The organism is Caulobacter soli, assembly GCF_011045195.1.
In the GTDB taxonomy this organism is placed as follows: Bacteria; Pseudomonadota; Alphaproteobacteria; order Caulobacterales; family Caulobacteraceae; genus Caulobacter; species Caulobacter soli.
In genome coordinates this window covers 3,469,026-3,481,744 of the sequence record NZ_CP049199.1, presented here as the reverse complement: position 1 = coordinate 3,481,744, position 12,719 = coordinate 3,469,026, and the positions used below count along the sequence as shown (strand labels likewise).

General features: G+C 68.5%; 11 protein-coding genes. 9 read left to right on the top strand and 2 right to left on the bottom strand.

Going from position 1 to position 12,719, the window contains the following annotated elements:
- Window positions 1-46 precede the first annotated feature (46 nt).
- From G3M62_RS16290 to G3M62_RS16280, 3 genes are all read left to right on the top strand, one after another.
- Window positions 47-700: an OmpW/AlkL family protein gene (locus G3M62_RS16290; protein ID WP_165188778.1), complete on the top strand. Its 654-nt coding sequence runs from the start codon at window positions 47-49 to the stop codon at window positions 698-700.
- Window positions 701-752: 52 nt separating this feature from the next.
- Complete coding sequence (locus G3M62_RS16285; protein WP_165188775.1) at window positions 753-1,265, top strand: YkgJ family cysteine cluster protein; 513 nt, start codon at window positions 753-755, stop codon at window positions 1,263-1,265.
- A gap of 67 nt (window positions 1,266-1,332) precedes the next feature.
- A complete protein-coding gene (locus tag G3M62_RS16280; protein WP_165188773.1) occupies window positions 1,333-2,229 on the top strand; it encodes a CPBP family intramembrane glutamic endopeptidase in 897 nt (298 codons plus the stop codon).
- On the opposite strand, the gene G3M62_RS16275 is transcribed toward G3M62_RS16280, so the two are convergent.
- Entirely contained in the window at window positions 2,226-2,792 is a 567-nt protein-coding gene (locus G3M62_RS16275; protein WP_165188771.1) for a hypothetical protein, read from the bottom strand. The genes G3M62_RS16280 and G3M62_RS16275 overlap by 4 nt on opposite strands.
- Before the next feature lie 147 nt (window positions 2,793-2,939).
- Here G3M62_RS16275 and G3M62_RS16270 point away from each other — a divergent pair, with 147 nt between their 5' ends.
- The 3 genes from G3M62_RS16270 to G3M62_RS16260 all read left to right on the top strand — a co-directional run bounded on the left by G3M62_RS16270 (window position 2,940) and on the right by G3M62_RS16260 (window position 7,086).
- Window positions 2,940-4,055 (top strand): acyl-CoA dehydrogenase family protein, encoded by a 1,116-nt coding sequence (locus G3M62_RS16270; protein WP_165188768.1) that lies wholly within the window; start codon window positions 2,940-2,942, stop codon window positions 4,053-4,055.
- Window positions 4,056-4,076: 21 nt separating this feature from the next.
- Window positions 4,077-5,300 carry an acyl-CoA dehydrogenase family protein gene (locus G3M62_RS16265; protein ID WP_165188766.1) on the top strand — a complete coding sequence of 408 codons (1,224 nt, stop codon included), beginning with the start codon at window positions 4,077-4,079 and terminating at the stop codon, window positions 5,298-5,300.
- Between the two features lie 76 nt (window positions 5,301-5,376).
- Entirely contained in the window at window positions 5,377-7,086 is a 1,710-nt protein-coding gene (locus G3M62_RS16260) for a phospholipase D-like domain-containing protein (RefSeq protein ID WP_165188763.1), read from the top strand.
- Here the strand turns inward: G3M62_RS16260 and G3M62_RS16255 are convergent.
- Complete coding sequence (locus G3M62_RS16255) at window positions 7,083-8,879, bottom strand: vWA domain-containing protein (protein WP_165188760.1); 1,797 nt, start codon at window positions 8,877-8,879, stop codon at window positions 7,083-7,085. The two genes, G3M62_RS16260 and G3M62_RS16255, sit on opposite strands and share 4 nt — an antisense overlap.
- Window positions 8,880-9,100: 221 nt before the next feature.
- Between G3M62_RS16255 and G3M62_RS16250 the strand changes: the two genes are divergently transcribed.
- Genes G3M62_RS16250 through G3M62_RS16240 form a run of 3 tightly spaced genes read left to right on the top strand, consistent with a single transcriptional unit; the run spans window position 9,101 to window position 12,596 of the window.
- On the top strand, window positions 9,101-10,612 hold the full coding sequence (locus G3M62_RS16250) for a tetratricopeptide repeat protein (RefSeq protein WP_165188758.1): 1,512 nt from the start codon (window positions 9,101-9,103) through the stop codon (window positions 10,610-10,612).
- Window positions 10,609-12,063 carry a hypothetical protein gene (locus G3M62_RS16245; RefSeq protein ID WP_165188756.1) on the top strand — a complete coding sequence of 485 codons (1,455 nt, stop codon included), beginning with the start codon at window positions 10,609-10,611 and terminating at the stop codon, window positions 12,061-12,063. Before G3M62_RS16250 ends, G3M62_RS16245 begins: the two co-directional genes overlap by 4 nt.
- Window positions 12,060-12,596, top strand: a complete 537-nt coding sequence (locus G3M62_RS16240; RefSeq protein ID WP_165188754.1) for a hypothetical protein — start codon at window positions 12,060-12,062, stop codon at window positions 12,594-12,596. Before G3M62_RS16245 ends, G3M62_RS16240 begins: the two co-directional genes overlap by 4 nt.
- Window positions 12,597-12,719 lie beyond the last annotated feature (123 nt).

The window sequence follows — 12,719 nt, the reverse complement described above, 5'->3', positions numbered from 1 at the left end:
CCGAAGGCGTCGCCCAACGCGGCGTCACCAGACAAGGGGATATCCGATGGCCGTCATTACCCGTTCCGCCCTGGCCTTGGCCGCCGGCCTGCTGGTCGCCTCGACCGCCCACGCGCAGGAAGCTTTCGTGCCCAAGGCCAAGGGGACCTGGATGCTCAACGTTCGGGCCACCGATGTCAGCCCCGACGCTGGCGATCCGATCGTCACGACGGCCGGCGTGGCGACCGGCCTGCACGCCGACGTCAAGGACGACGTCATGCCGACCATCGGGCTCAGCTATTTCGTCACCGACAAGATCGCCGTCGAGGTGATCGCCGGCACGACCCAACATACGGTCAAGGCGGTGGGGCCGGGGACGGATGTCGAGGTCCACAAGACCTGGGTGCTGCCGCCGGTGGTGTCGGTGCAGTACCACCCCTATCCGGCGGCCCGGTTCAGCCCGTATGTCGGGGCGGGGTTGAACTACATGCTGTTCTATAGCGGCAAGGACAAGAACGGCTTCAAGGTGAAGCTGGACGACGGGTTCGGCTACGCTCTTCAGGCCGGCGCCGACGTCGCCCTGACGGGCCGTTACAGCCTGAATGTCGACGTCAAGAAGGTCTGGTTCGAGACCGACGCCAGCATCAACGACGGCGCGCTGAAGTCGAAGGTGAACCTGGATCCCTGGGTGGTCTCGGCCGGCGTCGGCTATCGGTTCTAGTCGCGCGCGCCGCCAGCCGTTAGATCACCGTCTGATGGGAAGCGGGGCGGCGATGTCCAACCGGGAATGCGGCGCGTGCGGCCAGTGTTGCAAGCTGATCGGCGTGCGGGAGCTGGAAAAGGCGCCGCACGTCTGGTGCCGCTACTACAAGCGCGACAAGGGCTGTGGGATCTATGAGGTCCGCCCCCAGGGCTGCGCCGACTTCGCCTGCGACTGGCTGCTGGACGATCGTCTGGACGAGGCCTGGCGGCCCGACCGCAGCGGCTTTGTGCTGCATGCGAGCCAGGGCGGCCGGGTGATCAATGTCGAGCTCGACCCGACCCAGCCCACCGCTTGGCGACGCGCGCCGTTCGAGGCGACCTTGCGGGGCTGGGCCAGCGCCGGAGCGGCCGACGGTCTGGAGGTGCTGATCTGGGTGGGACGGCGCTGCTGGCGGCTGACGCCGGCCGGCGGGGAGATCGACCTGGGCGTGGTCCGGCCGGTGGTGGAGTTCGCCGCGCGCAGCCGCTTGCGCCGGCCGGGTTCTGGACGCGATTGGCCGCCGAAGGGCGTGACCGCAACCTGAACTGTTCTTCACTTGTATGCAGACCCGATCCCACCAAAGGTCGATCGACTTTCGGGGATCTGAATCCATGTCGTCCACTGACGTTTCGCCATCGGCCGCGGGCCTCGACATCGGTTCGCGCCGGTTCCTGCATCCCGGGCCCTTGCGCTGGCTGCGTTGCCTGGGTTGGGCGGTGTTGCTGTTCTTCGTCTTCGGCCTGACCGACGCGGCCGGGTCGATCTTTCCCGAAAAGCTGTTCAAGGCGCAGGGACCGTTGATAGCCCTGGCGACCTTGGTCATCTGCCTGGCCGGCTTCGCGCTCTATGCGGGCCTGGTGCGTCTGGCCGAGGCGCGATGGCCTTCCGAACTGGCGCTGCGTCCCGCGGCGACGGAACTGGCGATCGGCCTGGCGGTGGGCGCGGCGATGCTGAGCGTGGTCGTGGCCCTGCTCGTGGCGTCGGGGCTCTACGAAGTGACCGGACCGCGCGCGTCCTCGCCCTGGAACATGATCAGCGTCGGCGTCGTGTCGGGCTTCATGGAAGAGCTGATCTTCCGCGCCATCGTCCTGCGCCTGCTTATGCGGGCGTTCGGGATCTGGCCGGCCCTGGCGCTTTCGGCGGCGCTGTTTGGCGCGCTGCACCTGTCCAATCCGAACGCCACGCCGACGGCCGCCATCGCCATCGCGGTGGAGGCGGGGCTGATGCTGGCCTCGTTCTACTTGCTGACCGGCCGTCTGTGGATGTCGATCGGCGTGCACGCGGCCTGGAATTTTACACAGGGCTGGATCTGGGGCGCGCGAGTCTCGGGCATTCCGGTCAAGGAAAGCCTCTATCTGAGCGCGCCCAGGGCCGGCGCCCCCGACTGGCTGAGCGGCGGGGCCTTCGGCCCCGAAGCCTCGGTCCCGGCGATGGTGGTCGGCACAGGCGTGGCGGTCGCGGTGCTGTACTGGGCGTGGAAGAGAGGGAACTTCCGCGCGGCGGCTTAGCCCGCCTCGATGATGTTCGGCGCGGATTCGGCGGCAGGCACCTCGTACAGCGCGCGTTCGATGGCCGAGGCGCGCTGGGCCAGGGTCACGACGGCCGGCGGCGCGTCCTCGGGACTGTCGGCGGCTAGTTCGATCAACTGGCGGACCAGGGCGTGAAGCTGCGGCGCGGCGGCGATCAGCCGGGCCTGGAACTCGATCTTGCGCGGGTCGCGGTCGTATTCGGCGCCCGGCGTGCGCCAGCCGCCCCAGTCATTGGGATCGGTGACGACCACCGGATAGGTGCCGGGGTAGGGGTGGTGCAGGCAGTCGCTTTCCTGCTGCCACTTGTTGCGCGCCCGCAGGATGCGCCAGTTGGCGGTCGCCGCGCCGCCCGACTCGTCGATGCGGTCTTCCGGCTTCAGCTCGTTGGCCTGGAACTCGCGACCCAGGCCCACGTCGTAGGTGACGCGCACCGGCTCGTCGAAACCCTTGGCCCAGATCGGCACGATCTTCTCGATCGTGGCCCAGGCGCCGACGCTCTCGACCCAGACCTTCTGGTTCCGCTGGAAGACGGTCTTTGCCACGCACGCGTTCTCGCTGAGTTCGGGGCCGCCATAAGAACCTGAAATCCTTGACGCGAGGTCAATCTTTCCCTGGGGCGAACGATCGTTCATCGTGCCCTTCGAGCCGTTCCGCCACCACAAGAGCGGGCGCCAAGGGAGGGAATCCAGGTGGATTTCGACTATTCCGACGACCAGAAGTTCCTGAAAGACGAGGCGCGCAAGTTCCTCGCCGCCCGCTGCCCGCCGTCGGTGGTGCGCGGCGTGCTCGACGATCCGGCCAAGAGCTACGACGCCGGACTGTGGAGCGCCGTGGCCGAGCAGGGCTGGTTGGGCGCGGCCATTCCCGAGGACTACGACGGGCTGGGCCTGGGCCGGGTGGAGCTGTGCGCCATCGCCGAGGAACTGGGCCGGGCCGTGGCGCCGATCCCGTTCGCCTCGACGGTCTACATCTTGGCCGAGGCCGTGATGGCCTACGGCAGTGAAGAGCAGAAGGCCGCCATCCTGCCGCGCGTCGCCGCCGGTGAGCTGATTGGCTGCCTGGCGACCTCCGAAGGTCCGGGCGTGATCACGCCTTCAGCCCTGCAGGCGAGGGTCGAGGGCGGCAAGCTCTTCGGCGTGAAGATCCCGGTCACCGACGGCGACGCGGCGGCCATGGCCCTGGTGTTGGCCAACGAGGGCGGGCGCCCCGGGCTGTTCCTGGTCGACCTGAAGGCCAGCGGCGTGAAGGTCGAGACCCTGGAGAGCCTGGATCCGACGCGCGGCGTGGCCCGCCTGACCTTCGACGGCGCGGCCGCCGACCGGCTGGGCGAGGCGGGGCAGGGCTTCGAACTGGTGCAGGCGATCCTCGACCGCGCCGCCGTGCTGCTGGCCTTCGAACAACTGGGCGGGGCCGATCGCTGCCTGGAGATGGCGCGCGAATACGCCCTGGGCCGCTACGCCTTCGGCCGCGTGATCGCCGGCTACCAGGCGATGAAGCACAAGCTGGCCGACATGTATGTCAAGAACGAGGTGGCGCGCTCCAATGCCTATTACGGGGCCTGGGCCCTGAACGTCGACGCGCCGGAGCTGCCGACCGCCGCCGCCGCCGCCCGCATCGCCGCCTCCGACGCCTTCTGGTTCGCCAGCAAGGAAAGCATCCAGGTGCACGGCGGGATGGGCTTTACCTGGGATGTCGACTGCCACCTCTATTATCGCCGCTCGCGGCAGCTGAGCCTGGTGGCTGGCGCGCCCAAGCTCTGGAAGGAGCGACTGGTGAGCGAACTCGAGAAGAAGAACGCGGCTTAAGGGCCCAGGGAGAGCACGATCATGGATTTCAACGACTCCCCCGAGGAAGCCGCCTATCGCGACAAGGCCCGCGCCTGGTTGGCCGAGAACGCGGCCGCGCACCTGGCCGAGCATGGCGAGCCCAAGCCGACCACGCCCGAGCACATGGCGGCCGGCAAGGCCTGGCAGGCCCGCAAGGCCGCCGCCGGCTACGCCTGCATCACTTGGCCCGCGGCCATCGGCGGGGGCGGCGGCACGCCGATCCAGTCGGTGATCTTCGGCCAGGAAGAGACCAAGGCCGGCGTGGGCTACGGCTATTTCACCATCGGCCTGGGCATGTGCGTGCCCACGGTCATGGCCTTCGCCGACGACGCCACCAAGCAGCGGTTCGTCTCGCCGGCCGTGAAGGGCGAGGAGATCTGGTGCCAGCTGTTCTCCGAACCGGCCGGAGGCTCCGACGTGGCGGCCCTGCGCACCCGGGCCGTGAAGGACGGTGAGGACTGGGTGATCAACGGCCAGAAGGTCTGGACCACCGGAGCCCACTACTGCGACTACGGCATCGTCCTGGTGCGTACAGACGTAGACGCGCCCAAGCACAAGGGCCTGACCATGTTCTGGATCGACATGCGCGATCCGGCGGTCGAGGTCCGGCCGATCCACCAGATGACCGGTGGGCGTGAGTTCAACGAGGTCTATTTCACCGACCTGCGCGTCAAGGACAGTCAACGGCTGGGCGGGATTGGCGACGGCTGGAAGGTGGCGCTGGTCACCCTGATGAACGAGCGCCTGGCGGTCGGCGGCTCGGCCGGGCCGGACTATCGCCAGGTGATGGAGCTGGCCCGAGGCCTGTCAGGCGCCAACGGTCCGGCCCTAAAGGACACCGCCTTCCGCGAGAAGCTGGCCGACTGGTACGTCAATTCCCAGGGCCTGAAGTTCACGCGCTTCCGGACCATGACCGCGCTGTCGCGCGGCCAGACGCCGGGTCCGGAAAGCTCGATCGGCAAGATCATCTCGGCCAACCAGCTGCAGGACCTGGCCAACACCGCCGTCGAGGCCCAGGGCGAATACGGCATCCTGACCGATCCGGGTCTGTCCCCCATGGAGGCCGCTTTCCAGAACAGCCTGATGTGGGCGCCGGGCCTGCGGATCGCCGGGGGCACGGACGAGATCCTCAAGAACATCATCGCCGAACGGGTCTTGGGCCTGCCCGGCGACGTCCGCGTCGACAAGGACGTGGCGTTCAAGGACATGCCCACCGGACGCTAGCCGAGGTTCGCCGAACGAGACTCGCCTTTAAGGTGCGTCTCGTTCATGCTCCCGTCAAAATGGGCGGAGGTGGGCGATGCGGGCGAGAGCTTCGAAGGACGGTCTGACGGTCAGGATCATCGCCGGCACGCATGCCGTCCTGCTGGCGTTCGATCTGGCGGACGCCCGCCGACCGGGATGTCTTGGCTTCTCGATCGAACGCACCGACGTCGAGACCGGCGACCGGCGCTGGCTGCCCAACTCGCTGCGGTTCATGAGCGACCCGCACGCCGATCAGGTGACCACGGCGCGGGCGCCGCTGCAGAAGTTCCGCTGGGGTGACTACACCACCGAGCCTGGGCGGCTCTATCGCTATCGGGTGGTCGCGCGTTACGGAACGCCGGCCGACATCATCGCACAGGGCGTGTTGGCCGAGCGTCCGGGCGGCTTCGACGTGATCTCGGGCGGCGTCGCCCTGGAGCTACGCACCGAGGACTGCCGCAGCGAAGCCACCTCGATCTTCTTCAACCGCGGCGCCGCGGCCAGCCAGGCCTATGTGAAGAAGTTCGGCGACAACGATCCCGACGACATTCCCGACGCCCTGACCTGGCTGTCGCGCGGACTGGAGGAGGGACTGGTCGCCTTCATCGCCAAGGCCGACGGTCCCGACTTCGCCCTGCACGGCTGCATCTACGAGTTCGAGAAACCGACCCCGATCAAGGCCTTGATCCAGGCCCAGGGGCGCGGCGCCGAGGTGCACATCGTCTATCACGCCCGGACGGGGGGCAACACGGCCGCCGAGAACAGGGCCGCCATCGCCAGCCTGGGCGTGACCTTCGCCACCACGCCCCGCACCAAGGGCTCCGCGATCATGCACAACAAGTATCTGGTGCTGCTGCGCAAGGACGCTTCGGGCGTGTTGAAGCCGGTCGCCGTGTGGACGGGCGGCACGAACTGGACCGAGGGCGGCATCTACGGACAGCTGAATGTCGGTCACGCGGTCTACGACCCGGCCGTGGCCGAACGCTACGAGGCCGGCTTCCAGGTGCTGACCCAGGATCTGAGCATCGACGACACCCAGGCCAAGAACGACGTGATCACGCCGGTTCCGGCCAATCGCGATGCGGTGGCGCACGGGACGACCCCCCTGTTCTCGCCACAGAACGGGCTGGGGATGATCGATCTCTATGCCGACATCTGCAAGACCGCCAAGGTGCTGATGATCAGTGCGCCGTTCGCCCTGCACGAGCGGATCCGCAACGTCCTGGGGGCCCCGACGGACGGCGCGATGCGCTTCATGCTGGCCGACAAGGAGGGCTCGTACGGCGAGAAGGGCAACATCGACAAGCTCAACGCCGACGTTGGCAACATGGCCGCCGTGGCCAAGCCCTATGAGGGCACCAAGCTGGCCGACTTTCAGAAGAAGAAGCTGGACCGGGACCGGCTGATGGTCGACGAGAGCTTCCACCACGCTGGCATCCACGTGCACTCCAAGATCATCCTGGCCGACCCGTTCGGCCCGGACCCGGTGCTGGTCACCGGGTCGGCCAACTTCTCGACCAATTCGACGGTGGCCAACGACTCCAACATCCTGGTCTTCCGAGGCGACACCGCCGTGGCCGATGTCTACGTGGCCGACTTTATGCGGATGTTCGAGCACTACTGGTTCCGATCCCGTAAGGACGAGAAGCTGGCCGCCAACCAGGTGTTCGCGCTGAAGGACACGGACGCCTGGTCGGAACGCTACTTCACCGACGGTACGCGCGAACAGCGCGACCGTTTGGCGTTCCTGGGACTGATCACCTAGCTCCCTTTCACGTCCTTGGCCGCCCGGGTCAGCTGCACGAACTCGGCGCGCAGGCCGTAAGGGTCTTCGCCCCGCGCGCCCTGGGCCAGGTCCGTGACCGCGCTCCAGTCGAAGTCGGCGTTCACCCAGGGATCGCCGCGCAGCTTCTGGCCGTAGGCGGCCACGGCGACCGCGAACCGGGTCGCTTCCGGAGCGGCGGCCAGGCTGGTCCGCACGTCGCCGGCGCCGATCGGGCGTTCGATCAGCTTGGACGTCGACCCGCCCGGCGGCTTGTAGCGGATCTTCAGGAAGGCCAGCTCACTTCCTTGTTGGGCCAGGCCGCCCGTTGCCGGCGCGGCTTTGGCGCCGTAGCGCAGCGGATCGGACGAGGGCGTCGCGCTGACCGGGGTGATCTCGTAGATCGCCGTCACCGCCGCGCCGGACCCGACCTCGCCGGCGTCGACCTGATCGTTGTTGAAGTCCTCGCGATTGAGCAGTCGGGTCTCGTAGCCGATCAGCCGGTATTCGCTGACCTTGGCCGGATTGAACTCGACCTGGATCTTCACGTCGTCGGCGATGGGGAAGAGCGCGCTTTCGAAGTCGTCGCGCAGCAGCTTGCGGGCCTCCTGCAGGCTGTCGACATAGGCGGCCGTGCCGTTACCGTTCTGGGCCAGGGCCTGCATCATCGTGTCGTTGTAGTTGCCGCGCCCGAAGCCGTAGACCGACAGATAGACGCCGCTCTTGCGTTGGTCGGCCACGAAGTCCTTCAGGCGCGCCGGGTCGGCGATGCCGACGTTGAAGTCGCCGTCGGTCATCAGGATCACCCGATTGACGGCCTTGCGATCCAGGTTCTGCTTGGCCAGGTCATAAGCCAGCTTCAGCCCCTGGCCGCCGGCGGTCGAACCGCCCGAATGCAATGCGTTGAGCGCACAGCGCATCTTCAGTTTCGAGCGGCCGTCCGTGGGCGACAGCACCGCCCCGGCCGAGCCGGCATAGGCCACGATCGACACCCGGTCCTGCGGCCGAAGTTGGTCGATCAGCACGTTCAGGGCCTTTTGGGCCAGGGGGAGGCGATCCTCGCCCGACATCGAGCCCGAGGTGTCGATCAGGAAGACCAGGTTCAGCGGCGGCTGGTCGGCGTGGGGCGCGGCGTAGCCCTGGACGCCGATATGCAGAAGCTGGCGATCCTTGGACCACGGGGAGGGCACGACGGCCACGGTCGGTTTGAACGGCGGCTCGTTGGCCGTGGGGCGGGCGTAGCCGTAGTCGAAATAGTTCACCAGCTCCTCGACCCGCACGGCGTCGCGCGGCGGGGGCGAACCCTCGTTCAGGAAGCGTCGGACATTGGCGTAGGCGGCGGTGTCGACGTCGATCGAAAAGGTCGACACCGGCTCATCGGCCACGCGCTTGACCGGATTGGCCGCCGCGCCGGGATATTTCTCGGTGTCGCGCACGGAGGGCACGGCTGGAACGGGCAGCGGCGGCGGCGCGCCGAACACGGGCGCCGCGCTGTAGGCCATGGGCGGCGGGGGCGGCGGAGCGGGAGGCGGTGGCGCGACAAGGCCTGGCATGGGCGGCGCGAGCCTTGAGGACGAGGACGGCTTGCGCTCCCGACCCGTTCGCTTGGATGACGTCACGACGATACTGTCGTAGCTCTCCTCGGAGGGCTGGACGTAGCCGAGCGCTGCGCAGGCCTCCGGCGTCGCGATCCCGTCGCCGGGTGGGGGGAGGGCCAGGCTCGGACCGCTCGCCGAGCCGGCGATCACCAGCGAAAGGGCCGTCGAACCGAGGATACGCAGGAGACGCGACGTCATCATTTTTTGATCCTCCCAAGGTTGCGAGCAATGCTGGCGCGCGCCCTGTGGCGAAAGCTGGGCCGTGATTGAAAACCTAGGGATTCGCCTGAGGCGGGAATCCTTCTGTGGGCATCTTCGTGACGGTCCTGCGAACGGCGTTCCATGAGCTTGACAGTCTCTACGGCCAAGCACATGAGTGCTTTTGTAAATCATGGTTAACGGCGTGCTGAGGGGGAGCGATGCGCGAGGCCAGCGATGCTGTTTCTCATCTCGCCGCCCTCAAGGCAGGGCTGGACTATCTGGTCGATAACCGGGCGACTCTGATCCGTCGTTTGCCGGTCGGGGCGGTGGTCGCCGCGGTGGTGATCCCGCTGGTCGGCTGCGACACCGGTCCCAGCTTCTGGTTCCACAAGCGCGCCAGCGCCTGCCCCCGGCCTCAGGCCGCGCAGGGGGTTTCGGGCCAGTTCAATCAGCAGCAGCAGGAAATCCGCGCCCTTCGCCAGGGCGGCTTCCGTGGCGACTTCTTCGCCCAGCTGGAGTTGGCCCGTCGCTACGAGGGTCAGCGCGCGGTCGACAAGAACCTCGAGGACCCGGTCGAGGCGGCCGTCTGGTACGCCATGGCCCTGGCCAATTCCGGCGGCTATTCGCCGATCGCCGCCTATGAGCGCCGGGGCGGCAAGGACAACGGGCCGCTGTCGCGATTCGACGATTGCCGCGCCTTCGAGCGCCACGCCGCCTATGGCGCGCTGGACCGCCTGCTGTCGCGGATGTCGACCGAGGAGCGCGAGAAGGTTCGCAACCGCGTCATCTACATCCTTTCCACTCAGGGCGCCGACGGCTACCGGGCCCTGGCGCGGATGCACGACGGCTTCTTCGGGCCGTTCGGCGAGCCGTCCGACAACCTGCAGGCCATCGAGGCCTATGGCTCGCCCAAGCGCACCGGCGCGCCGGCCGCGCTGGACCTGTTCCGCCGCAACGACGTCGACGCCTATCTCTACAATTACCTGGCCGTGCAGACCGGCGACGTGTCGGCCTATGTGATGCTCAAGGACTTCGAGCGCTCGTCGCCGCAGCGCGCGTCCTATGGCGGCTTCGTCGAGACCAAGGCCAAGCGCTGGATCCCGCCCTACGAGTTCTATCCGCCGGAATCGCCGGACAGCGGCGTGCCGCATTCCGACGAGAGCGATCCGTCGGGCGAGGCCAAGGAAGCGGCCCTGTCGCGGCTGAACGAGCTGCCGTTCGTGCACATCGGCGAGGCCCTGGCCTATCTGCGGGTGATCCCGTCGCCGCTGCTGGACGAGCGGATGCTGAGCGTCAACGACGCCCAGACCTTCCAGGCCATGATCGGCCGCCCCATCACCGGCCGCCTGACGGGCGTCGAGAAGGTGCGCGCTGTCCAGTACGCGGCCGTCAACGGCTCGTCCAAGGCCCAGCTGGTCCTGGCCGTGATGTACTCCGAAGGCGTGGGCGTGCCGCGCGACTACGCCCGGGCCTATCACTGGTACGAGGAGGCCGAGCGCCAGGGGTCGGCCGAGGCCAAGTACGCCATGTCGACCTTCTTCTCGCTGGGCCTGCAGGGCGTGGCCGACCAGGACCGGGCCAAGGCCGTGGTCTACCAGCTGGACGGAGCCCTGGCGGGCTTCAAGCCATCGGTCTGGCGACTGCAACAGCTGCTCTCCCAGGTTTCGCGGCCGCCGCGCGCCGCCGGTGAACCGCGGCCGCAGCCCTATGCCGAAGGGGACTATCGATGATCCGCCTCCGCTCGCTCGTCGCGGCCCTGGCGGCCTGGACCCTGGTGGCTGGCGGCCTGGCGCTTGGCGTCGCGCCGCAGGTCGCCGTCGCGGGATCGCCCGACGCCAAGATCGATCAGCAGATCCGGCCGTGTTTCGGCCTGCTGCTCGAGCCGAACCTGTCGAGCGGTTGCCGGGTCAAGCACTACCGCAAGCACCGGCCGCGCTACGGAACCGGGTACGGCTACGGCCAGGGCGGACGCTATCGCAGCTGGGTGGATTGCGACCGGTCCTATCCGGGCGAGGTCAGCGAAGTGCTGGACCAGCTCTATGAGGGCGACACCCTGACCCTGCGGTCTCGCGATGGCGGAGCCTGCGTCGACTCGCTGAACATCACCCGCTCGGTCAACATCGTGGTCGAGGGCTACGTCCCCTCGCGCGGCCGGCCGATCCTGGCGGTTCCCGTCGATCAGCCCTGCATCAAGATCGCGCCCGGCGTGGCCTATGTGGTGATCGAGGGCGTGGGCATCGACGCCCTGCGCGCAGGATCGTCCTCGTGCATCGTCGGCCGCGCCACCGAACTGGCCCTGAAGGACGTGGTCGTCCGCTACGACGGCGACGGCTCGGCCCTGGACCTCAGCGACAGCCGCCTGGAGGTCGCCAACACCACCTTCATCGGCCGCACCCGTCAGGCCGTGGTCAAGTCGACCGGCACGGTCATGGTCGACAATGTCGAGGTCGCCGCCACCGCCATCGGCGCGGCCTTCGAGGCCGGCGACGACAGCCGCATCCGCGACATGCGCGTCGTCCGCCTGGGCGACTGGACCGGCTCCAGCCGCAGCCGCAACTCGGCCGGCTTCGTGCTGGCCGGCATGAACCGCTCGCAGCTGGTGCAGATCGAGGGGCTCTATGTCGACGGCTTCTCGCGCGGGATCTATGTGGGCGGCGGCGACGAGACGACCTTGCTGCGTCCGGTGGTCCGCGACAGCGACTGGGCCGTGGTGGTCGAGAACGCCGACGTGCGGGTGATGGAAGGCAAGCTGGAAGCCACCGACGTGGGCGTCTACGCCGGTTCGGGCACGGTCTACGCCTCGGACAACGCCATCGCCGGGGTCATGCGCGCTGGGCTGTTCGCCGACAACGGCGCCCAGGTGCGGGCTCGCGACAACCGCGTCTACGCCAAGCCGGGCGGCTGCGAGGCCCTGATCACCGGCTATTTCGACGGCAAGCTGACCTGTCAGCCATGGTTCGAGGGACCCGAACTGTTCCGCACGCCGCGCGACCGGGCCCGGCAGGACTTCGACGGTTACTGGCCGGCCTCGATCGCCACCGCCGATGTCGCCGCGCCCGCCCTGGCCGGCGGTCCGCCCGATCCGCGGGACGCCTCGGCCGCCGCCGGCGGGCCGGTCGGCCCCGGTTCGCCCCAGCCCTATGTTCCGGCCCGTTCTCAGCAAGGGGGAACCTCGCGATGAGCAAGTTCGCCGTCGGCCTGATGGCCGTTGTGATCGCCTCCACCGCCGCTTCGGGCGCCTGGGCCCAGGACGGCTATCGCGGCGATGGTCCGTCGTCGGCCTCGCGCCGCCCGCTGCCGTGCGGCGCGCCGCTGACCGGCGAGGCCCCCGACGTCATGACCTATGACCGGGCCACCGGCACCCAGGTGTTCGTCGGCGGCAAGGGTCAGACCGAGGTCAGCGCCTTCAACCGCGACACCGGCTCGTCGGCCGCCCTGCGCGGCGATCTCAGCCGGCCCGGCGTCACCGAGTCCTGCGCCGTCGACAAGCTGTCGGGCGACGCCTATCGCGTCAATTCCGACGGGCCCGGCGACATGAAGGTCAGCGGCCGCACCGGCCAGACCGGCGAGCGCTGGGCGTTCCGCGCCCCGGACGGTTCGACCCAGTATTGGGATCCGCGCGGCGACAACCGCTGCTTCCGCCAGGGCCTGGGGCTGGGCGCCAATGGCAGCCTGCCCGCCGGCCGGCGTCCCGACGAGCGCTCGGGATGCTGAGGACGGCCTTGCTCCTGGGCGGCTTGTTGCTGGCGTTGAGCGCCTGCGGGCCGCGTTATCCGTACTACCCGCCGTCGGGCGGTCCGCCGCCGGTTCCGGTGGATCCGTCGCGAGTGACGCCGC